Here is a 20,446-nt window from a genome sequence, read left to right as displayed (position 1 = left end):
GCATGAACGCCGCGTACTCAGCAGGTACTTCCTTGGGTACGGCGGCCGAGGTGACGTAGCCGGCCAGGGCTGCGCCTTGGGAGTATCCGCCGAGCACGATCCTGGTGTTGGGGCAGTTCGCCGCGGTGGACTCGATGTGGGCACCCGCGTCCCGGATCCCGTCGACGAAAGTTCTGGCGAAATCTACGCGGTCACCAAAATCGCTGCTGGCGGCGTAGTCGACCGGATACACCCCGACCGATTTCGAGCCGACTTGTGAGCTCAACGCGTTGACGAAGTCCTGTCCGATCCCGCCAACTCCGGGTGGCTCGGCGGTGCCGCGGGCGAACACCACCTCCACGTCCGGGCACGGCTGAGCGAACGCGGACGGGATGGGCGCGCCCAGTACCACCGGCCAGATCATCACGATCGGTGCGCTAATGCCGACCAGAAGCCGGCGCGCCCGCGTGACACGAATCAATTTGATGATGTCCATCATTAACCCCGCCGTGTTGCGTCATCCCGACCTCAGTTCAACTTACGCCCCGCGCGGATGTGTCCCATGGCTTTGTCGAGATCCGGCGTCACGTCTGGTATAGGCCAATCAAGACTCAGGAGTTCATCCCGCGCCGCCGCAAGTGAACTGAGAGCGGTCAGAAGAGCCGGCGATTATCCTTCTGCAAATGGCATCGAGCGTCTCAGGGAAGATCGCATTCGTTACCGGCAGCGCGTCCGGCATCGGCGCCGCATTGACGACGAAGTTGGTCGACGGCGGCGCCGAGGTCTGGATCGCCGATCGTCAGATCGGCGAGGCGCAGGACCTGGCGCATCACCTCAGCAGTGGTGGCGGAACGGCGCACGCGATCGAGCTCGATGTGCGCGACTACGCATCGTTCGAGCGCGCCGTCGCCGAGGTGGTGCAGCAATCCGGGCGGATCGACTACCTGTTCAACAATGCCGGTATCGGAGTCGGCGGCGAGATCGACTCATACACGCTCGACGACTGGAACGACGTCTTCGACGTGAACCTGCGCGGTGTGGTACACGGCATCCAGGCGGTCTATCCGATCATGATCCGCCAGCACTGCGGCCACATCGTGAACACCGCCTCCATGGCCGGTCTGGCCACCTCTGCTCAGGCGAGCTACACCGCCACCAAACACGCCGTCGTCGCGATATCCAAGACGTTGCGGGTCGAGGCCGAGCACCACGGCGTGCAGGTCTCGGTGCTCTGCCCGGGCGTGATCCGGACCCCGATCCTCACCGGCGGCAAGTACGGACGGGTCAAGATAACCGGCGTCAGCGACGAGCAACTCCTCAAATTCTGGGAACCATTGCGGCCGATGGCACCCGAAAAGTTCGCCGAGCGCGCACTTCGGGCGGTGTTGCGTGGCGACGCGATCATTGTGGTGCCAGCACGGTGGAAGGCTTGGTGGTACCTGGAGCGGCTGTCGCCTGCGTTATCGATGCGATTGGCGAAAGTCACGCTCAAGCGGCTACGTGAAGTGCAGTCCGCCGCCTCCTGATCCGCACGGTTTGACCCGTGCGCAAACGCGGATACACCGCATCGTCGGGGAGGTCACGTAGGAGTACAAATCACCCGTTCGGTGGCGTGTGCCACCGCGCCGCCCAGCATCGCCCACCGTTCGGCCGAAACCGCGTACCGGACAAGGTCTTTGGGGCCGTCTGCTCCGTCATCAGGGTGTAGCCAAACCGTGTCATAGCACACGGAAACCCCGCATCGCTAGGCTAGGGCGAACGAGCTACAGCCGGTCCTTTACCGCCGCCGACAGTCGCGCCCCGTCGGCCTTGCCGGCGGCGATCGCGTTGGCCGCCTTCATGACCATCCCCATCTGCTTCATACCGGGCCGCTCACCCAGTTGCTCGGCCACTTGGGCGATCGCGGTTTCGACGACGTCGACCAAGTCGCCCTCGGTGAGCGGCGGCGGCAGGTACTCGTCGATGATCCGTGCCTCGGCGTGCTCCTCGGCGGCCAACTCCCCTCGGCCGTTCTGGGTGTAGATCTCGGCTGCCTCACCCCGTTTGCGGGACTCCCTGGCCAGCACCTTGATCACCTCGTCGTCGCTGAGCTCCCGCGCCTGCTTGCCGGAGACTTCCTCGTTCTGGATCGCGGCCAGCACCATTCGCAGCGTCGCGGTACGCAGTTTGTCCTGCGTCTTCATCGCTTCGGTCAAGTCGGCCCGTAACCGGGGTTTGAGTTCCGCCATGGCTGAGACGATAGCGCCCGGGGGCCGTGAGAAGACATTGAGAATTGCTTCGCCGGCCGACAGGATGGGAGCCATGGTTGACCACGACGGCGGCGCCGCCTGGTGAGTACGCCGCCGCCTGACTATCCGGATTACCCAGAACCGGGATACCCGGCACCCGGGTACGGTCCTCCCGGATTTCCGCCACCGGGCTACGGCTACCCGCCGTTCGGCTACGGCCCACCACCGGGCTACGGCCCACCACCACCCGGGTACGGCCCACCACCGGGCTACGGCCCACCGCCACCGGGCTACCCGCCGCCGGGCTACCCGCCGTTCGGCTACGGCGGTCCGCCACCCCCGATGCCGGCGGCGCTCCGGCCGGGGATCATCCCACTGCGGCCGCTGGGTCTCAGCGACATCTTCAACGGCGCAGTCGGTTACATCCGGGCGAACCCGAGGGCCACCCTGGGATTGACCGCCATCATCGTGGTGATCGTGCAGATCATCGCGTTGATCGTCGCGGCAGGCCCGCTTGCTCTGAGCCGGCTGCCGAAAACAGCATCCGACCAATTGACGGCCGGCGACCTGGCCGGCTGGACAGCGTCGACCGGGATAGGCGGACTGGTCAGCTGGCTGGCCGGCATCCTGCTCAGCGGGATGCTCACGGTGATCGTCGGGCGGGCAGTTTTCGGGTCCACGATCACCGCCGGCGAAACGTGGACGAAGATACGCGGACGGTTGCCCGCACTGCTCGGCCTGGCGGCTCTGGAAGGCGTCGGAGCAGTATTGCTGGTCGGCCTGGTGGTGTTGGTCATCGCCGCGGTCGCTGCTACCGGCAATTACGCCGCGGCGTTCGTTTTCGGGTTTCCGCTGACCCTGGCGTTAGTCGCGGCGGCGGTCTACTTCTACACCATCTTGTCGTTCGCGCCGGTGTTGATCGTGCTCGAGCGCCTGTCGGTAATCGACGCGATCACCAGATCTTTTGCCCTGGTTCGCAACAGCTTCTGGCGGGTGCTCGGTATCCGGTCGCTGACCGCTGTCGTGGTTTTCGTCGTCGCGTGGGCGGTCGGCGCGCCGTTCAACTTCATCGGCCAGCTGATAACCGCATCATCGGCCGGCCCGGTAATCATCAGCCTGATGGTAAGTGCCGTCGGATCGGCGATCGCGCGGGTTATCACCGCACCGTTCAGCGCCGGAGTCGTCGTGCTGCTCTACACCGATCGGCGGATTAGGTCCGAGGCGTTCGATTTGATCCTGCAGACCGGCGCCGCCGGCGGCGCGGCGGCGCCCGCGTCCACCGACAACCTCTGGCTCACCCGCCCACTGTGAGAGCAGACTGAGATGCCCACCATCGACGTCGACCGCGATGCTGCACATCAGGCCGCGCAAAACGAACTGGCCAAACCGATCTACCTCAAACCATCGGCGGCACAGCGCTTCCACGACTGGGTCGACGATCTGATGTACCGGCTGGTGGAGAAAGCGTCTTCGGTACCCGGCGGATGGTTAACCATCACGGTGCTACTCATTGCGCTGCTGGTCGGCGTGGTGATCGCTTACCGCATCGCACGCCAGACCATGCGAACCCGCCGCGGCGACGACTACCAGCTGTTCGACGCCGGCCAGCTCAGTGCCGCCCAACATCGCGCTGCAGCGGAAGGCTTCGCAGCCGAAGGTAATTGGACAGCAGCGATTCGGCACCGAGTGCGCGCAATTGCCCGCGAATTCGAGGAGACCGGGTTGCTCAACCCAACTCCCGGTCGCACCGCCAACGAATTGGCCCGCGAAGCCGGCGGCCGGCTACCCCATCTCGCATCCGAGTTGTCGGCAGCCGCAACAGCGTTCAACGACGTCACCTACGGCGAGCAACCGGGCACACCGGCCGCCTACCAGATGATCGTGGACCTGGACAACCACCTGCATTCAGCGGCGCGGCAACCCGCGATGAGCGGACCGCAGATGCCCGACCCGTGGGTGCCGGCACGGTGACCGCCGCGGGCTCGCCGCCGACCGTGGCGGAGCGCGTACGGCCCTGGCGATGGGTCCTGGCCGCGCTGGCCGCGCTGGCCGCCGTCGCCGCGTTCGGCGCCTACCTGACCGCACCACGGCCAGGCGGCCAGATGGACCCGGCATCCACCGGGCCGGAGGGCGCACACGCGCTCGTCGTGCTGTTGCGCACCCATGGTGTCGACGTCGTCATCGCCGACAACGTGGCCGATGTCGAAAACGCAGCTCGCCCAGGTACTTTGCTGCTGATCGCGCAGACCCAGCGCCTCACCAGCGATACGCTGCTGCACCGACTGGCCAATGTCCCGAGCGACCTGCTGCTGGTAGAGCCGACATCGCACGCGCGGGCCGTGTTGGCGCCCGGTATCCGCAGCGGCGGCAAAAACTCACTGGACAGCAAGCCCGATTGCCCGCTGCGCGAAGCAAATCGGGCCGGATCGGTGCAGTTCGGGCTGACCAACACCTACACCCCGGTCGCCCACCTGGCCGTCACCAGCTGTTACGACGGCGCACTGATCCGCTACCGCGACCATCAACGCACCGTCACGCTGGTGGGCAATACCACCTTCATGACCAACGCCGACCTCGCGCAAGCCGGTAACGCCGCGCTGGCGATGAACCTCGCCGGTGACCGGGCCCGGCTCGTCTGGTATGCGCCACAGCGGGTCGAGGGTGCATCGTCTTCGTCAGCAACGATCTTCGACCTGATCCCGGACAACGTCTCCTGGATGGTCTGGCAGTTGTTGGTCACCGTCATACTGGTTGCGCTGTGGAAGGGTCGCCGGATCGGCCCGCTGGTCGCCGAGGAGTTGCCGGTGGTGGTGAGGGCATCGGAAACCGTGGAAGGGCGAGGCCGGCTCTACCGGTCTCGACGGGCACGCGACCGCGCCGCGCAAGCGCTGCGCACCGCGACGCTGCAGCGGCTGTTACCCCGGCTCGGACTGGACGCCGGCACGTCCGCGCCGGCGCTGACGATGGCCGTCGCGCAGCGTAGCGGTACCGACCCGGAATCCGTGTGGCATACGCTGTTCGGTCCGCCGCCGGCCACCGACACCGACCTGGTACACCTTGCCCGCGCGCTCGACTACATCGAAAGGCAGGTCACCCGCCCATGACCCAGTCCGTCCCCGCAGCTGCCCAGACCTCGGCAGAATCGGCACGCCACGCGTTGTTGGCGTTGCGCGCCGAGATCGCCAAAGCCGTCGTCGGGCAGGACGCCGTCATCAGCGGCCTGGTCATCGCATTACTGTGCCGGGGACATGTGCTCCTCGAAGGCGTTCCGGGCGTGGCGAAAACGCTTCTGGTGCGCACATTGGCCGCGGCACTGCAGCTGGAGTTCAAGCGCGTCCAGTTCACCCCCGACCTGATGCCGGGCGACATAACCGGCTCGCTGGTCTACGACGCCCGCACCGCGGCATTCGTGTTCCACGCTGGACCAGTATTCACCAATCTGATGCTGGCCGACGAAATCAACCGCACGCCCCCTAAGACACAGGCGGCGCTGCTGGAAGCGATGGAGGAGCGTCAGGTCAGCGTGGAGGGCGACGCCAAACCGCTACCCGACCCGTTCATCGTCGCGGCCACCCAGAACCCGATCGAATACGAGGGCACCTATCAGTTGCCCGAGGCCCAGCTCGACCGCTTTCTACTCAAGCTGACTGTGCCACTGCCACCACGTGATTCGGAGATCGTTATCCTCAGCCGGCACGCACACGGCTTCGACCCGCGTGATCTGTCGGGGATCCGACCGGTGGCGGGGCCAACCGAGTTGGCGGCCGGACGTGACGCTGTGCGACAGGTCCGGGTCGCCGACGAAGTGCTGGGCTACATCGTCGACATCGTCGGAGCGACCCGCCACTCGCCCGCACTGCAGCTGGGTGTTTCACCACGCGGCGCCACGGCACTGTTGGCCACCGCACGGTCGTGGGCGTGGTTGACCGGACGTAACTACGTCACGCCCGACGACGTTAAGGCGATGGCCCGATCGACGTTACGGCACCGCGTGATGCTGCGTCCGGAGGCCGAGCTGGAAGGCGCCACCGCCGACGGTGTGCTCGAAGGCATACTGGCCTCGGTTCCGGTGCCCCGCTAGTGATCCTGACCGGACGCACCGGGCTGCTCGCGCTGATCTGCGTTGTCCCGATTGCGGTATCATCTTGGCCGGCAACAACGTTCGCTCTACTGCTAGTACCGCTGGCGGTGGTGGTGATGATCGACGTTGCGCTGGCCGCCAGCCCCCGGGCGCTGCGGTTCAGCCGGGCGAGCGATGGCTCGGTGCGGCTCGGCGAGGAGCTGAACGCCGGCCTGCTGATCCACAACGGCGGCCGTCGCCGGTTCCGCGGCCGCCTGCGCGACGCCTGGGGGCCCAGTATGCGCGCCCAACCGCGCACCCACTCCATCGACATCGCCGCCGGGCAGCTGCAGCGCGTCGACACGTGCCTGCGACCGGTTCGTCGCGGCGATCAGCGGTCGGCGGCGGTCACCGCCCGGGCGATCGGGCCGTTGGGGATGGCCGGGCGGCAACGGTCGACACCGGTGCCCGGGCAGGTCCGGGTGCTGCCGCCGTTCCTGTCCCGCAAACACCTGCCGTCGCGCCTGGCCAAACTGCGCGAGATCGACGGCTTGTTGCCGACATTGACGCGCGGGCAAGGCACCGAATTCGACTCGCTGCGAGAGTATGTCGTCGGTGACGACGTTCGATCGATCGACTGGCGCGCCACCGCGCGCCGTGCCGATGTCGTGGTGCGGACCTGGCGTCCCGAACGGGACCGGCGGGTCGTCATCGTGCTCGACACCGGGCGCACGGCGGCCGGCCGCGTGGGTGTCGACCCGACCGCCGCCGATCCCGAAGGCTGGCCACGGCTGGACTGGTCGATGGACGCGGCGCTGCTGCTTGCGGCGCTCGCTTCACGGGCCGGCGACCACGTCGACTTCCTCGCCCACGACCGAGTGACCCGAGCGGGCGTGTTCGGTGCGTCACGGACCGAGCTGCTGGCGCAACTCGTCGACGCGATGGCGCCACTGCAACCTGCACTCATCGAATCCGATGCCACCGCAATGGTTTCCGCTATCTCTCGGCGTGTCCGGCGGCGCGCGCTGGTGGTGCTGCTGACCGACCTCAACGCGACCGCCATCGAGGAGGGCTTACTACCGGTGCTGCCGCAGCTCTCCGCCAGGCACCAGGTGGTCATTGCCGCGGTCGCCGACCCGCGGGTCGACCAACTGGCCGTTCGGCGCACTGATGCGGCCGCGGTGTATGACGCAGCAGCCGCTGAGCGATCCCGCAACGACCGACGGTCGATCGCCTCGCGACTACGCCACCACGGCGCCGAAGTGGTCGATGCGGCGCCAGCTGACTTGGCGCCCGCGCTGGCCGACCGCTACCTGGCCATGAAAGCCACCGGACGGCTCTAGTACCGGCGGCAATCGCAAGCGCGGCGGAGCCGGGCGCAGCGGGTCGCCGCGAATCTGTCTAGCCGGTCGGAATCACATCGGGAGCCTCGGCGATGTCGCCGGTCTCCCCGGTCCGTGCGGCGCGTCGCCCGAAGTAAATGACGTATGCCAAAAATGCTGCCTCGGCGGCGATTCCGATGCCGATCCGCACAAATGTCGGCAACGGCGACGGGGTCACCAGCGCTTCGATGACGCCCGAAACCAGCAACACCACCACCAGCCCGACCGCGATCGCGACGACGGCGCGGCCCTGCTCGGCAAGCGCCTGGCGCCGCGGGCGATTGCCCGGAGAGATCACCGACCATCCCAGCCGCATTCCGGCGGCGCCGGCCAGACATACCGCTGTCAGCTCCAACAGGCCGTGCGGGGCCAGCAGACCGAGCAGGATGTCGGCCTTGCCGGCCTGAAACATCAACCCGGCGACGACGCCGACGTTGACGGCATTCTCGAACAGCATGAACGGGATCGGCACTCCGAGGACGACGGCAAATGCGATGCACTTCATCGCCACCCACGCGTTGTTGAGCCACACTTGCAGCCCGAACAACACGGCCGGGTGCTCGCTGTAATAGGACGCGATGTCGTGGTTGACCAACGCGTCGATGTCGGCGGGCGTTCCGATGGTGGATTGCACCTCCGGGCTACCGGCCACCCACAGCGCGATGACGGCCGCCACGGCGAAAAACGCTGCTGCCGTCGCCAACCACCACCGCCAGGCACGGTATGCGACCACCGGGAACGACACCGTCCAGAACCGGGTGAACTCGGCGGCCAGCGGGGCATGTGCGCCGGTCACCGCTGCGCGGGCGCGCGCGACCAAACTGGACAGTCGACCGATCAGCACCGCATCCGAGGACGCCGAGCGCAGCATCGACAGGTGCGTCGACACCCGCTGGTAGAGCTCGACGAGTTCGTCGATCTCGGCACCGGTCAGTCGCCGGCGATTCTTGACCAGTTGTTCGAGCCGGCTCCAGGTGTCGCGGTGCGCAAATACGAATGCGTCGACGTCCACCGGGCCAGGCTAGCGCCATCAAAGCGAGTAGCGTTCGCAATATGTCGGAGGTGGTCACCGGGGATGCCGTCGTCCTGGATGTCCGGATCGCCCAGTTGCCGGTGCGCGCGGTCGGTGCGTTGATCGATATCGCGGTGATGTTCGTCTGCTTCCTGCTCGGCCTGATCTTGTGGGCGGCGACGCTGAGTCAGTTCGACACCGCGGCGAGCGCCGCGATCCTGATCATCTTCACCGTGCTGACGTTCGTGGGGTATCCGTTGGTCTTCGAGACCGCGACTCGGGGCCGATCGGTGGGCAAGATCGTGTTGGGCTTGCGAGTGGTGTCGGACGACGGCAGCCCGGAACGCTTCCGCCAAGCGTTGTTTCGTGCGCTGGCATCGGTCGTGGAGATCTGGCTGTTGTTCGGCAGCCCCGCAGTGATCTGCAGCCTGATCTCCGTGAAAGCCAAGCGGCTCGGCGATGTCTTCGCCGGGACGGTCGTCATCAGCGAACGTGGCCAGCGGTTGGGCCCGCCGCCGGCGATGCCGCCGTCACTGGCGTGGTGGGCAGCGTCGCTCCAACTGTCCGGACTGACCGCGGGGCGGGCCGAGATTGCACGCCAATTCCTTTCGCGTGCACCACAACTCGATCCGCTGCTGCGCGAGCAGATGGCTTATCGGATCGCCGGAGACGTGCTGGCGCAGGTCGCTCCGCCACCTCCGCCGGGAACCCCGCCCCAGCTCGCGCTGGCCGCTGTGCTCGCCGAACGTCACCGCCGCGAGCTGATGCGATTGTACCCCACTGCGGGTCCGCCGCCGACCTGGCCGGCCCCGTGGCCACCCGGCCAGTCCTGGCCGCCGCCGCACGGCAGTGGCTTCGCGCCGCCTCGCTAGGTCACTGGACGACCGTCGCGGCAACGACGAGGATGTCGGCGACCAACAGTGCCAATGCGCACACCGGAACGGCAATGCCCCAGTGGCGACGCGCGGTGAAGAACGAAGTGACGATCGTTACGGCGGCGATCACCGGGGCACCGTAGAACAACACGCCAAAGCCGATGCCGCTCGGGCCGAGGTTGGGACATTGCCGATCGCTGCAGGCTGCCGTGCTCATCACCGCGCCGAGCGTAAAGATCAGCACGACCGCTGCCGCAGGCACCGTCAACAGCGCGAAGATCCAGTTCACCCAGACGCGGAGGCGCCAGCCGCGGACACCACCGGCCCGCGCCACCGGCCGGGCGGCGCCGCCGATCTCGCTGTCGACCAGCGCATCACGGTGTTCATCGTTCATCCCGTGAGTGCTACCCGGCGGGACGCGGCGAGTAAACCTCCTTCAGATTCACCTCAATTTCGCAGGTAATGTCGTGGGATTGACGTGACGGAGACTCCCGGACGGCTGGCGCGTGCGCTGGACCTGTTGAACTTCGCGTTGGCCGACGTGCGCGACGGTCTGGGCCCGTATCTTTCGATCTATCTGCTCTTGATCCATCACTGGGACCAGGCCTCGATCGGCTTCGTGATGGGGGTCGGCGGCATTGCCGCGATTGTGGCGCAGACACCGGTGGGCGCAATAGTCGACCGCACCACGGCCAAACGGGCGCTGGTGATCGCCGGGGCGTTGGCGGTCACTGCCGGGGCATTGGCGATGCCGCTGTTTCCCGGGCTTTATTCGATCTCGATCCTGCAGGCGGTCACCGGCATCGCCGGCTCGGTGTTCGCGCCGGCCTTAGCGGCGATCACGCTGGGGGCCGTGGGCCCGCGGCTTTTCGCCCGACGCGTCGGGCGCAACGAATCGTTCAACCATGCCGGCAACGCCTCCGCGGCGGCTGCCACCGGCGGACTGGCGTACTTCTTCGGCCCCGTGGTGGTCTTTTGGGTGCTGGCCGCCATGGCGGTGGTCAGCGTGGTGGCCACCGTGCGGATCCCGGCCGACGCGATCGATCACGACGTGGCCCGCGGCATGGATCACACCCCCGGGCAGCCGCATCCGGAGCCGTCGCGGCTGCGGGTATTGCTGCACAACCGGCGGCTGATGACTTTCGCCGCCGCGGTAGTGGCGTTTCATTTCGCCAACGCGGCGATGCTGCCACTGGTCGGTCAGGTGCTCGCGTTGCACAACCGGGACGTGGGCACCGCGCTGATGGCCGCCTGCATCGTCGCCGCCCAGGTGGTGATGGTGCCGGTGGCCTATCTCGCCGGGGCCAGGGCCGACAACTGGGGACGCAAACCGATCTTTCTAGTCGCCTTCGCGGTGCTGACCGCCCGCGGCATCCTCTACACGTTGTCGGACAACTCGTACTGGCTGGTCGGCGTGCAACTGCTCGACGGCGTCGGTGCCGGCATCTTCGGCGCGTTGTTTCCCCTGGTCGTGCAGGACGTTACCCACGGCACCGGCAGGTTCAACATCAGCCTGGGCGCCGTCACCACGGCCTGGGGCGTGGGCGCCTCGCTGTCGAACTTCGTGGCCGGCGCGATCGTGGTCGCCGCCGGCTACAACGCGGCATTCCTGTCACTGGGCACCCTGGCCGGTGCCGGCTTTGTGCTCTACCTGATCGCCATGCCGGAAACCCGCCCCACCGCCGGCGACCGCGACACCCCTGGTGTCCCACCCAACGTTGCATCACGATAGTTCGCGATATATCGTCATCCTATCGGTTGCGCATCCCGCGTAGCCCTTCCAGAAGCGAGATACAACATGACCAGTCCCTTCCCCCCTTTCGGGAAGCCTTTCATCGGGGGTCCCGGCGGTTTGGGCTTTAGTCCCCAGGACCGCCGTGCCCTGCACGAGCAGCGGCGGCAAGCCCGTCGAGAGTTCCGCGATCATGTCCGCGGCCAGGACGCCGGGCACGACGGTCCGTTCGGCCCGGGATTCGGCCGGGGCTTTGGTCCCGGCGGGTTCGGCTTCGGGTTCGGTTTCGGTCCGGGACCGCGCGGTGGACGACGCGGTGGCCCGGGCCGACGCGGGCGTCGTGGTGACGTGCGCGCGGCGATCCTGGCGTTGTTGGCCGAACACCCGATGCACGGTTACGAAATGATCCAGGAGATCGCCGCGCGCAGCCAGGACCTGTGGCGACCAAGCCCGGGTTCGGTGTACCCGACCCTGCAATTGCTGGTCGACGAGGGCCTGATAGTTGGTTCTGAAACCGAAGGCAGCAAGCGGCTTTTCGAGTTGACCGAAGAAGGCCGGGCCGCCGCCGAGAAGGTCGAAACGCCACCGTGGGAGCAGATCGCCGAAGCCGTAGACCCGGCACACATCAACTTGCGGACTGCGGCGGGCCAGCTGTTCGGCGCGGTGGCGCAATCCGCCCATGCCGCCACACCCGAACAGCGGCAACGCATTATCGACATCGTCAACAACGCGCGCCGCGAGATCTACACCGTCCTCAGCGAGGACGACTAGCGAACTCGTCCGCGAGTGTGCGTGAAACGCCATGTCAGATCGGCGTGTCGCGGACAAACACGCACGCTCGCGGGAAGGGGAAGGGGAAGGGGCGACGTTCAGGACACGTCGACCCAGTTCAGGGTGCGCTGGACCGCTTTTCGCCAGCCGGCGTATCCGGCGGCTCGCTGCTCATCGGTCCAGGCAGGCGTCCACCGCTTGTCTTCGTGCCAGTTGGACCGCAGGTCGTTCGGGTCGGCCCAGAAGCCGACCGCCAGTCCCGCCGCGTAGGCCGCACCCAGCGCGGTCGTCTCGGCGACCACCGGGCGCACCACGTCGACACCCAGTACATCGGCCTGAATCTGCATGCACAGGTCGTTGCCGGTGACACCGCCGTCGACCTTCAACACCGCTATGCGCACACCTGAATCGGCTTCCATCGCATCGACCACATCGCGACTCTGGTAGCAGATCGCTTCCAGGGTCGCGCGGGCCAGATGAGCATTGGTATTGAACCGGGACAGCCCGACGATCGCGCCGCGGGCATCCGATCGCCAGTACGGGGCGAACAGTCCCGAAAATGCCGGGACGAAATACACCCCACCGTTGTCGGAAACCTGTCGGGCCAACGCCTCACTCTGGGCGGCACCGCTGATAATGCCCAACTGATCGCGTAGCCACTGCACTGCCGAGCCGGTCACCGCGATCGAACCCTCAAGGGCATAAACGGGTTTCGCATCACCGAACTGATAGCACACGGTGGTCAGCAGGCCGTTGGCCGATCGCACGATCTGCTCGCCGGTGTTGAGCAGCAGGAAATTCCCGGTGCCGTAGGTGTTCTTGGCTTCGCCCGGGGCCAGACAGACCTGGCCGACCATGGCGGCATGCTGGTCGCCGAGGATTCCGGTGATCGGCACCTCGCCCCCGACCGGCCCGCTGCCCACGGTGACGCCGTAAGGCTCCCGCGGCGACGACGGCGCAATCGACGGCAGCATTGGGGGGGGTATTGAAAAAAACGACAGTAACTCCTCGTCCCAATCCAGGGTCTCCAGGTTCATCAGCATGGTCCGGCTGGCGTTGGTGACGTCGGTCAGGTGCCTGCCGCCACGCCGGCCACCGGTCAGGTTCCACAACAGCCAGGTGTCGGCGGTGCCGAATACGGCGTCACCGCGTTCGGCGGCCGCACGTACTCCGTCGACGTTGTCGAGAATCCACTGCAACTTGGCGCCGGAAAAATACGTTGCCGGCGGCAGGCCCGCTTTGCGCCGGATCACCTCGCCGCGGCCGTCGCGGTCCAACGCCGCCGCGATCCGGTCGGTGCGGGTGTCCTGCCACACGATCGCGTTGTAGTAGGGCCGCCCGGTATGCCGATTCCACACCAGGGTGGTCTCTCGCTGATTCGTAATACCCAGCGCAGCAATGTCTTCGGATGACAGACTGGTCCGGTTCAGCACCGACGTCAGCACCGACGACGTGCGCTCCCAGATCTCGACCGGGTCGTGCTCGACCCAGCCGGCCTGCGGCAGGATCTGCTCGTGCTCGAGTTGGTGACGACCCACCTCGGCGCCGTCGTGGTCGAAGATCATGCAGCGGGTGCTGGTGGTGCCCTGGTCGATCGAGGCGATGAACTCAGCCACGTGGTCTCCTCGCGGTCAGTCCGTGAAGGGATCGCGCACCGTGATCCCCTCGAATTTGCGGAAGTCGCGATCGTGACTCCAGATCGTGGCGATGCCGTGCTGGTGCATGAGTGCGACGAGATGGGCGTCGGGCACCAGGTTGCCCTTCGGCTTGACGACGTCGGCTACTCGCCGAAGGACCGGCCAGAATCCGTCACCCTCGCCGACGAGTCGCACGTGCGGTTGGGCGACGAACTGTTGGATGTTTTCGGCTGCAACGTTCGGCGGCAGCGGCGCGTCCAGCAGGGTGGGATGCGTGACGATACGCAGATAGCTGAGTGCGACGGGCCACAACAGGTAGACGAGGCCCGGCCCGGCCAAGAACCGCTCGACCAGCGCCCTCGCCGTGTCATGAAACGGACTGCTCCGATGGGTCGCGTAGACGAGGACATTGACGTCGAAGGTCTCACTCACGATTGATTGCCCGGGCGCGATTGGTCCAGAACCGCCCAGACGGTGTCCTTGTCGTCAAGATCGACGCGTGGCCGCAGGTCGGCCGTCCGCCACCGGATGTCCACCCTGGGACGCGAGCTGGCGGCGAGCGCCTGCGCGAGCAGTTCGGAGACGAGCTGCCCCAATGTTTTGCCTTCCTCGCGCTGGCGCCGCTTCAACACGCGCAAGATGTCGTCGTCGAGGTCGATCGTGGTTCGCACACATCAGATGTTATGTCGCTGCACATCTGATGCGCAACCCCGATGCATGACGGTTGCGTCGCTGTCAGTAACCCTGTTGCATCGGCGGTGTGGGCGAAGAGGTCAAGCGGACCGCGTACAGCCACGCACAGCGGCAGGAGTACCGGCGCAAGGTGCAGTTATGCCTGGATGTCTTCGAGACGATGCTGGCCCAGTCCAGTTTTGCGGTCGACCGTCCGCTCACCGGGATGGAGATCGAATGCAACCTCGTCGACGCGGACTATCAGCCGGCGATGTCGAATCAGGATGTGTTGGCTGCAATCGCCGACCCGGCATATCAGACCGAATTGGGCGCCTACAACATCGAATTCAACGTGCCGCCCCGCGTACTGTCCGGCCGCACCGGAATCGAGCTGGAAGCCGATGTGCGGGCGAGTTTGAACGCCGCTCAGACCAAGGCCAGCGCGTTCGGCGCGCACATCGTGATGATCGGAATCCTGCCGACGCTGATGCCAGAACATCTGCACGGCCGCTGGATGAGCGAGTCGACGCGCTATCAAGCCCTCAACGACTCGATCTTCAGAGCCCGCGGCGAGGACATCCAGATCGACATCAGCGGGCCGGAGCCGCTGAGTTTGCACTCTGCGACCATTGCCCCCGAATCAGCTTGCACCAGTATGCAATTACACCTTCAGGTCGCTCCCGCCGATTTCGCAAACAACTGGAACGCCGCTCAAGTGCTGGCCGGGCCACAGCTGGCGGTCGGGGCCAACTCACCGTACTTCTTCGGTCATCAGCTGTGGGCGGAGACCCGCATTGAACTGTTCGCCCAGGCTACCGATACCCGCCCGGAAGAGTTGAAGGCCCAGGGGGTGCGACCGCGGGTGTGGTTCGGCGAACGCTGGATCACGTCGATCTTCGACCTCTTCGAAGAGAACGTGCGGTACTTCCCGTCGTTGCTTCCCCAGGTGTCCGACGAGGATCCGGTCGCCGAGTTGGCCGCCGGACGCACTCCGCAGCTGTCGGAATTACGCCTGCACAACGGCACGGTGTACCGGTGGAACCGGCCGGTCTACGACGTCGTAGAAGTGAACGGGGAAGACCGGCCGCACCTGCGGGTGGAGAATCGGGTATTGCCCGCCGGGCCGACCGTCGTCGACATGCTGGCCAATTCGGCGTTTTACTACGGCCTGCTGCGCACCCTGTCCGAGGAGGACCGCCCACTGTGGACGAAAATGCCTTTCGCGGTGGCACATACCAATTTCCGGGAGGCGGCCCGCCACGGCATGGACGCCCGGCTGTACTGGCCGGGCCTGGGCCACGTCACCACCGACGAATTGATACTGCGCCAGTTGCTGCCGATGGCACACGAAGGTCTGCAGCGGTGGGGTGTCGGCGCTCAAGCCCGCGACCGGTTTCTCGGCGTCATCGAAGGTCGCGCGAAAACGCGTCGCAACGGCGCGGTCTGGCAGGTGGCCACGGTGCGGACCCTGCAGGAGGGCGGCATGACCCGGCCCGCGGCCTTGGCCGAGATGCTGCGGCGCTACTGCGAACACATGCACGCCAACGAGCCGGTGCACACCTGGGACACGAACGGGTAGGTTTGACGCCATGCCCGCTGTGATGGATTGGGACGACGCATACCGGGAGCAGGGTGTCTTCGAGGGGCCGCCGCCGTGGAATATCGGTGAGCCGCAACCGGAGCTGGCGGCCCTGATTGCCGCGGGCAAGATCCGCAGCGAGGTACTCGACGCCGGCTGCGGCCACGCCGAGCTATCGCTGGCGCTGGCTGCGCACGGCTACACCGTGGTGGGCATCGACCTGATCCCGGGCGCTGTCGCGGCCGCCACCCAGACTGCGGCCGAACGCGGACTCGGCACAGCCACTTTCGTGCAGGCCGACATCACCTCGTTCAGCGGTTACGACGGCCGGTTCAACACGGTCATCGATTCCACGCTGTTTCATTCGCTGCCTGTCGAGGGCCGCGATGGGTACCTGCGTTCGGTGCACCGGGCGGCGGCGCCCGGTGCCGGCTATTACGTGCTGGTGTTCGCCAAGGGCGCCTTCCCGGCCGAGCTGGAGACCAAACCCCACGAGGTCGACAAGGACGAGTTGCGCGCTGCGGTGAGCAAGTACTGGGAGATCGACGAGATCCGGCCGGCCTACATCCACTCCAATGTTCCGCAGTACTCCGGGGCGTCGGTGCAGATGCCGCCGCACGAGCTTGACGGCAAGGGCCGGATGAAGATGCCGGCCTACCTGCTGAGCGCGCACAAGAGGGACTGAGCACGTGCGTAGCACGCGTGCTACGATCTGGAGGTGACCAGAGAAATCACCCAGCGTGAGCTTCGCAATAACAGCGGTGAGATCATGCGCCGGCTCGACCATGGCGAATCCTTCGTCGTCACCAGGAATGGAATCCCGGTCGGCGAGCTTTCCCCACGGCGTCGACATCGATTCATAAGCGCCGAGGCGGCCGTCGCGGCGTTCCGGGGAGCTCCGCGCATCGAATTCGCCCGGTTCCGAGCGGACCTCGACCGGGCCGCCAGCCAGCACATCGAACCTCGTGCCTGAGGCGTCACGGCCGCCGCGGGGCCTCATCGACACCTCGGTCGTGATCGACCTGGAGCATATCGACACCGAGCAGCTTCCCGAAGAACTCGCCGTCAGTGCCCTTACCATGGCCGAGCTCGCGGCCGGCCCGCACGCGACGGGCGACGCGGGCGAGCGAGCCCGACGTCAAGATCGCCTACAACGAGCCGAGGCCGCTTTCGATCCGCTCCCGTTCGACGGCGATGCCGCGCGAGCTTACGGACGGATCTACACGGCGGTCGTCGCGACCGGGCGCAAGGCACGGGGCCCCCGAGCCGTCGACCTGTTGATCGCGTCCACCGCCGTGGCCGTCGGCCTGCCGCTGTATACCCGCAACCCTGACGACCTCCGAGGAATCGAAACCCTCCTGACCATCGTCGGTGTCTGACTTTGTGCCGGCCGGTAAGCCATGCAGCCAAACTCACTTGACGGCTAGCGACAAACCGAAGTCGCCCGCGCCGTCGGTCCACCACTCGGTTTGCCGTAACCCCGCGGCAGCGAGCTCGGCGGCCACCGCCTCACGGCGGAACTTGCAGGACACTTCGGTGAGCATCTCCTCACCCGCCGCGAACTCGACCGTCAATTCAAGTGCCCGGATGCATACCCGTTGGCGGCTGGTGGCTCGCAGCCACATCTCCATCCGTTCCTCTTCGGCGTTCCAGCGCGCGACGTGAGCGTAGGCGCCCGGGTCGAAGTCGGCGTCGAGTTCGCGGTTGATCACCGCCAGCACGTTGCGGTTGAACGCCGCCGTCACCCCGGCGGAGTCGTCGTAGGCGCGGATGAGCCGGCCGGTGTCCTTCACCAGGTCGGTGCCCAGCAGCAGGCTGTCACCCGGCCGCAAGACCGCAGCCAACGACGCCAAAAACTTCGTGCGCGGTCCCGGAGTGAGATTGCCGATCGTCGACCCCAAGAACACGAACAGTCGTCGACCCCCACCCGGGATCTCGGCCAGGTGCTCCTCGAAATCACCGCATACAGCGGCGATTTCGATACCGGGGTATTCGCTCTGGATGGCATTCGCGGCCGCTGCGAGTATGGTGGCGTCGACGTCGAACGGTACGAACCGCCGCAGCAGGCCGCCGTCGCGCAGCGCGTCAAGCAGAATCCGGGTTTTCTCCGATGTCCCGCTGCCCAGTTCGACAAGGGTGTCCGCCTTGGTCGTCGATGCCACTTCAGCCGACCGGGCGCGCAAGATCTCCGCCTCGGCACGCGTCGGGTAATACTCGGGCAGCCGGGTGATCTGGTCGAACAGGTCGCTGCCCACCGCGTCGTAGAACCATTTGGGCGGCAACGACTTCGGGGAACGTGCCAGGCCGTCGAGCACGTCGCGGCGCAGTGTGTGATACGCCGAATCCGCGGCCAGATGGTTGGACAGCGTCAGCGTCATCAACGTCCTTTCAGCGCGGTCAAGGTAATACCATCCGGCGTGACATCGACAAGGTGGCGGTCCGGCACGTCCTCCCAGCCCGGGTCGTCGTCGTACGGCTCACTGGCCACCACCACGCCGTCCTCTCGGCGCAACAGCGACAACGTATCGCCCCAGGTGGTGGCCAATAGCCGGGAACCGTTGGCCGCCAAGATATTCAGCCGGGCATTAGGGTCGTCGCTACCAACCTGTGTTATCACCTCACCCAGCGCGTCAAGACCGCGAGCGAAGATCAGCGCCGCCAATACCACGCTGTCGCACACGGGCTCGGCCGACGCGGTGGCGGGCAGCACCGCGCGGTCGACGACACCGTTGTGCGCCAGCAGCCAATGTCCGTCGGTGAACGGCGCGGTCGCGCTCGCTTCGATCGGCATGCCGACGGTCGCGGAGCGCACCGACGCCACCACGCAATGACTGTGCAGCGCCGGCGCCACGGAATCGAACGACACGTCACCCCACAGCGGTGCGGTGCTGCGCCACCGTCGCGGCGTCGGGCCATCGAAAAAGCCCACGCCCCAACCGTCGGCGTTCATCAGGCAGTGCTTTTGCCGGCGCGGCGCATACGACTGCACCCGAAGCCCGTGCGGCGGATCGAGCACCAGCGACGAGACGGCGACGTCGCGGCCGAGCCAGCCGAGGTGGCGGCACATCAGGCGTCCCACGCCAATCGGACACCGCAGAAGATCTGGCGCCGATACGGATGATCCCAGTTGCGGAAACTGGGCCGCAGGATGCCCGGTTCCACCGCCCACGAACCACCGCGCAGTACCCGGTAGTCGCCGCCGAAGAACGGTTGCGAGTAACGCTGATAGATCATCGGGCGAAATCCCGGCCACGGCTGCAGCGGCGAGCTGGTCCACTCCCAGACGTCGCCCAGCAGCTGTTCGGCGCCGTAGGCCGACGCGCCGGCCGGATACGCCCCGACCGGCGCCGGCCGCAGCGCGGCGCCGCCGAGGTTGACACGCGCGGCCGCCGGCTCGTCGGCGCCCCATGGGTAGCGGCGCCGCGACTCGGCCGCCGGATCCCAGGCGCAGGCCTTCTCCCATTCGACTTCGGTGGGCAGCCGGGCACCGGCCCACGCGGCGTAGGCCTCCGCCTCGAAGTAGCTGACATGCTGGACTGGTTCGTCGGCGGGAATCTCCTCCGGACGGCCGAACCGGATGCGGGTCAGGCCATCGGCGGTCCAGAATTGCGGGGCGCTCAGGCCGGCCTGTTGGCGGTGCTGCCAGCCGCGCGCCGACCACCACCGCGCCTGCCGGTAGCCACCGTCGTCGATGAACTGCTGCCATTCACCGTTGGTGACCGGAATGCGGCCGATCCGAAACGCCGCAACATCGACCACATGCGCAGGGCTTTCGTTGTCCAGTGCGAACGGCTCATTGGCCGCGTCCACGCCCAACACGAACGGGCCGCCGGGCACCAGCACCGATGTTCCGGCCAGGCCCGCGCGGCCCGTCGGCAGAGCGGCGCCCGCGCTCAGCAACGGCGAGCCGGCGCGCAGGTTCAGTGCCTGCAACATGGTCTCGTCGTGTTGGTGTTCGTGGCTGACCACCATCCCGAACACAAAACTGGCGCCGGGCTCGTCGGGCAGCGCGTCGAGGGCATCCAGCGCGGCCGACCGCACCGTACGGCAATATGTCCGGGCCTGGCCCGGAGACAGTAACGGCAAATCGACCCGACTGGTGCGGGAGTGCACGAACGCGTCGTAGAGCCCGTCGACCATCGGCGACAGCATCCCGGGACGGTCCGGGTCACCGCCGCGCAGCAACCAGAGTTCTTCCTGCTGGCCGATGTGGGCAAGGTCCCACACCAGCGGGCTCATCAACGGGTGGTACTGGCGGCCAAGCTCGGCGTCGTCGAAACCGACCAGCCGCAGTGTGCGCTCCCGTGCCCGCGTCAAGGCATCGGCCAGCGTTTCGGGTGACGTCACATTGCCCCTTGCGCCAACCGCGTGACCGTCGGCGCGATGCCCTGCTCGATCACCCGGTCAGAGAAGTCGTCGGCGGGGCAGCGGCCCTGTTCGACGGCCTGGACCAGGCGGGTCATTGCGTCGTGGAGTTGACCGGGGGCCCGGTCGGCGGCGGTGGCCACGCATCTGTTCG

23 protein-coding genes and 1 pseudogene are annotated in these 20,446 nt (G+C 66.8%); 13 read left to right on the top strand and 11 right to left on the bottom strand.

Annotation, left to right across the window (positions count from 1 at the left end):
• A partial coding sequence (locus ACRDTL_RS03780) for a cutinase family protein (RefSeq protein ID WP_431505379.1) occupies positions 1-475 on the bottom strand: 475 nt, incomplete at its 3' end.
• Positions 476-662: 187 nt separating this feature from the next.
• Between ACRDTL_RS03780 and ACRDTL_RS03775 the strand changes: the two genes are divergently transcribed.
• Positions 663-1,505 carry an SDR family NAD(P)-dependent oxidoreductase gene (locus ACRDTL_RS03775; protein ID WP_431505378.1) on the top strand — a complete coding sequence of 281 codons (843 nt, stop codon included), beginning with the start codon at positions 663-665 and terminating at the stop codon, positions 1,503-1,505.
• A gap of 36 nt (positions 1,506-1,541) precedes the next feature.
• On the opposite strand, the pseudogene ACRDTL_RS03770 reads toward ACRDTL_RS03775, so the two are convergent.
• Together ACRDTL_RS03770 and ACRDTL_RS03765 are read right to left on the bottom strand one after the other, a co-directional pair.
• A pseudogene (locus ACRDTL_RS03770) lies at positions 1,542-1,677 on the bottom strand (LLM class F420-dependent oxidoreductase); the annotation flags it as partial.
• Positions 1,678-1,742: 65 nt separating this feature from the next.
• Positions 1,743-2,207 (bottom strand): GatB/YqeY domain-containing protein, encoded by a 465-nt coding sequence (locus tag ACRDTL_RS03765; RefSeq protein ID WP_431505377.1) that lies wholly within the window; start codon positions 2,205-2,207, stop codon positions 1,743-1,745.
• A 102-nt stretch (positions 2,208-2,309) separates the two neighbouring features.
• Here ACRDTL_RS03765 and ACRDTL_RS03760 point away from each other — a divergent pair, with 102 nt between their 5' ends.
• Genes ACRDTL_RS03760 through ACRDTL_RS03740 form a run of 5 tightly spaced genes read left to right on the top strand, consistent with a single transcriptional unit; the run spans position 2,310 to position 7,610 of the window.
• Positions 2,310-3,518, top strand: a complete 1,209-nt coding sequence (locus tag ACRDTL_RS03760) for a hypothetical protein (protein WP_431505376.1) — start codon at positions 2,310-2,312, stop codon at positions 3,516-3,518.
• A gap of 12 nt (positions 3,519-3,530) precedes the next feature.
• The gene (locus tag ACRDTL_RS03755) at positions 3,531-4,178 is read left to right on the top strand and encodes a DUF4129 domain-containing protein (protein ID WP_431505375.1); all 648 of its coding nucleotides are present in this window, start codon (positions 3,531-3,533) and stop codon (positions 4,176-4,178) included.
• Complete coding sequence (locus tag ACRDTL_RS03750; protein ID WP_431505374.1) at positions 4,160-5,311, top strand: DUF4350 domain-containing protein; 1,152 nt, start codon at positions 4,160-4,162, stop codon at positions 5,309-5,311. Before ACRDTL_RS03755 ends, ACRDTL_RS03750 begins: the two co-directional genes overlap by 19 nt.
• Positions 5,308-6,288: an AAA family ATPase gene (locus ACRDTL_RS03745; RefSeq protein WP_431505373.1), complete on the top strand. Its 981-nt coding sequence runs from the start codon at positions 5,308-5,310 to the stop codon at positions 6,286-6,288. Before ACRDTL_RS03750 ends, ACRDTL_RS03745 begins: the two co-directional genes overlap by 4 nt.
• Positions 6,288-7,610 (top strand): DUF58 domain-containing protein, encoded by a 1,323-nt coding sequence (locus ACRDTL_RS03740; RefSeq protein WP_431505372.1) that lies wholly within the window; start codon positions 6,288-6,290, stop codon positions 7,608-7,610. Before ACRDTL_RS03745 ends, ACRDTL_RS03740 begins: the two co-directional genes overlap by 1 nt.
• Positions 7,611-7,668: 58 nt before the next feature.
• Here ACRDTL_RS03740 and ACRDTL_RS03735 read toward each other — a convergent pair whose 3' ends face one another.
• The gene (locus tag ACRDTL_RS03735) at positions 7,669-8,661 is read right to left on the bottom strand and encodes a stage II sporulation protein M (RefSeq protein WP_431505371.1); all 993 of its coding nucleotides are present in this window, start codon (positions 8,659-8,661) and stop codon (positions 7,669-7,671) included.
• A gap of 41 nt (positions 8,662-8,702) precedes the next feature.
• On the opposite strand from ACRDTL_RS03735, the gene ACRDTL_RS03730 reads away from it, so the two are divergent.
• Positions 8,703-9,533, top strand: coding sequence for an RDD family protein (locus ACRDTL_RS03730; RefSeq protein WP_431505370.1), 831 nt, complete (start codon positions 8,703-8,705; stop codon positions 9,531-9,533).
• A gap of 1 nt (position 9,534) precedes the next feature.
• Here the strand turns inward: ACRDTL_RS03730 and ACRDTL_RS03725 are convergent, their stop codons facing one another.
• Positions 9,535-9,930, bottom strand: a complete 396-nt coding sequence (locus ACRDTL_RS03725) for a hypothetical protein (RefSeq protein WP_431505369.1) — start codon at positions 9,928-9,930, stop codon at positions 9,535-9,537.
• A gap of 84 nt (positions 9,931-10,014) precedes the next feature.
• Between ACRDTL_RS03725 and ACRDTL_RS03720 the strand changes: the two genes are divergently transcribed.
• Together ACRDTL_RS03720 and ACRDTL_RS03715 are read left to right on the top strand one after the other, a co-directional pair.
• On the top strand, positions 10,015-11,268 hold the full coding sequence (locus tag ACRDTL_RS03720; RefSeq protein WP_431505368.1) for an MFS transporter: 1,254 nt from the start codon (positions 10,015-10,017) through the stop codon (positions 11,266-11,268).
• Positions 11,269-11,334: 66 nt separating this feature from the next.
• Entirely contained in the window at positions 11,335-12,039 is a 705-nt protein-coding gene (locus tag ACRDTL_RS03715) for a PadR family transcriptional regulator (protein ID WP_431505367.1), read from the top strand.
• 98 nt (positions 12,040-12,137) lie between these two features.
• Here ACRDTL_RS03715 and glpK read toward each other — a convergent pair whose 3' ends face one another.
• From glpK to ACRDTL_RS03700, 3 genes are read right to left on the bottom strand one after another with little or no spacing between them, the layout of a single operon-like run.
• A complete protein-coding gene (glpK, locus tag ACRDTL_RS03710) occupies positions 12,138-13,655 on the bottom strand; it encodes a glycerol kinase GlpK (RefSeq protein WP_431505366.1) in 1,518 nt (505 codons plus the stop codon).
• Between the two features lie 15 nt (positions 13,656-13,670).
• Positions 13,671-14,108 carry a type II toxin-antitoxin system VapC family toxin gene (locus ACRDTL_RS03705; protein ID WP_431505365.1) on the bottom strand — a complete coding sequence of 146 codons (438 nt, stop codon included), beginning with the start codon at positions 14,106-14,108 and terminating at the stop codon, positions 13,671-13,673.
• Positions 14,105-14,347: an antitoxin gene (locus ACRDTL_RS03700; RefSeq protein WP_431505364.1), complete on the bottom strand. Its 243-nt coding sequence runs from the start codon at positions 14,345-14,347 to the stop codon at positions 14,105-14,107. Before ACRDTL_RS03700 ends, ACRDTL_RS03705 begins: the two co-directional genes overlap by 4 nt.
• Positions 14,348-14,436: 89 nt before the next feature.
• Here ACRDTL_RS03700 and ACRDTL_RS03695 point away from each other — a divergent pair, with 89 nt between their 5' ends.
• Genes ACRDTL_RS03695 through ACRDTL_RS03680 form a run of 4 tightly spaced genes read left to right on the top strand, consistent with a single transcriptional unit; the run spans position 14,437 to position 17,306 of the window.
• On the top strand, positions 14,437-15,927 hold the full coding sequence (locus tag ACRDTL_RS03695) for a glutamate--cysteine ligase (RefSeq protein WP_431505363.1): 1,491 nt from the start codon (positions 14,437-14,439) through the stop codon (positions 15,925-15,927).
• Positions 15,928-15,937: 10 nt separating this feature from the next.
• Complete coding sequence (locus ACRDTL_RS03690) at positions 15,938-16,612, top strand: class I SAM-dependent methyltransferase (protein WP_431505362.1); 675 nt, start codon at positions 15,938-15,940, stop codon at positions 16,610-16,612.
• Positions 16,613-16,645: 33 nt separating this feature from the next.
• Positions 16,646-16,900, top strand: coding sequence for a type II toxin-antitoxin system Phd/YefM family antitoxin (locus ACRDTL_RS03685; RefSeq protein WP_431505361.1), 255 nt, complete (start codon positions 16,646-16,648; stop codon positions 16,898-16,900).
• A complete protein-coding gene (locus tag ACRDTL_RS03680; RefSeq protein ID WP_431505360.1) occupies positions 16,893-17,306 on the top strand; it encodes a type II toxin-antitoxin system VapC family toxin in 414 nt (137 codons plus the stop codon). The genes ACRDTL_RS03685 and ACRDTL_RS03680 overlap by 8 nt, the downstream gene beginning before the upstream one ends.
• Positions 17,307-17,339: 33 nt before the next feature.
• Here the strand turns inward: ACRDTL_RS03680 and egtD are convergent, their stop codons facing one another.
• The 3 genes from egtD to egtB are packed head-to-tail and all read right to left on the bottom strand — an operon-like array spanning position 17,340 to position 20,274.
• On the bottom strand, positions 17,340-18,305 hold the full coding sequence (gene egtD / locus ACRDTL_RS03675) for an L-histidine N(alpha)-methyltransferase (protein WP_431505359.1): 966 nt from the start codon (positions 18,303-18,305) through the stop codon (positions 17,340-17,342).
• Entirely contained in the window at positions 18,305-18,994 is a 690-nt protein-coding gene (gene egtC / locus ACRDTL_RS03670) for an ergothioneine biosynthesis protein EgtC (protein WP_431505380.1), read from the bottom strand. Before egtC ends, egtD begins: the two co-directional genes overlap by 1 nt.
• Positions 18,994-20,274: an ergothioneine biosynthesis protein EgtB gene (gene egtB / locus ACRDTL_RS03665; protein WP_431505358.1), complete on the bottom strand. Its 1,281-nt coding sequence runs from the start codon at positions 20,272-20,274 to the stop codon at positions 18,994-18,996. Before egtB ends, egtC begins: the two co-directional genes overlap by 1 nt.
• Between the last annotated feature and the right edge of the window lie 172 nt (positions 20,275-20,446).

This window comes from Mycobacterium sp., from assembly GCF_050700595.1.
Lineage (GTDB): Bacteria > Actinomycetota > Actinomycetes > Mycobacteriales > Mycobacteriaceae > Mycobacterium.
The sequence above is the reverse complement of the archived record's forward strand: the minus strand, read 5'-3'. Positions and strand labels throughout refer to the sequence as shown.

Coding starts and splice junctions, on each gene's coding strand:
- ACRDTL_RS03775 (WP_431505378.1), top strand. CDS start 663: ATGGCATCGAGCGTCTCAGGGAAGATCGCATTCGTTACCGGCAGCGCG.
- ACRDTL_RS03765 (WP_431505377.1), bottom strand. CDS start 2,207: ATGGCGGAACTCAAACCCCGGTTACGGGCCGACTTGACCGAAGCGATG.
- ACRDTL_RS03755 (WP_431505375.1), top strand. CDS start 3,531: ATGCCCACCATCGACGTCGACCGCGATGCTGCACATCAGGCCGCGCAA.
- ACRDTL_RS03745 (WP_431505373.1), top strand. CDS start 5,308: ATGACCCAGTCCGTCCCCGCAGCTGCCCAGACCTCGGCAGAATCGGCA.
- ACRDTL_RS03730 (WP_431505370.1), top strand. CDS start 8,703: ATGTCGGAGGTGGTCACCGGGGATGCCGTCGTCCTGGATGTCCGGATC.
- ACRDTL_RS03725 (WP_431505369.1), bottom strand. CDS start 9,930: ATGAACGATGAACACCGTGATGCGCTGGTCGACAGCGAGATCGGCGGC.
- ACRDTL_RS03715 (WP_431505367.1), top strand. CDS start 11,335: ATGACCAGTCCCTTCCCCCCTTTCGGGAAGCCTTTCATCGGGGGTCCC.
- ACRDTL_RS03690 (WP_431505362.1), top strand. CDS start 15,938: ATGCCCGCTGTGATGGATTGGGACGACGCATACCGGGAGCAGGGTGTC.
- egtD (WP_431505359.1), bottom strand. CDS start 18,305: ATGACGCTGACGCTGTCCAACCATCTGGCCGCGGATTCGGCGTATCAC.
- egtC (WP_431505380.1), bottom strand. CDS start 18,994: ATGTGCCGCCACCTCGGCTGGCTCGGCCGCGACGTCGCCGTCTCGTCG.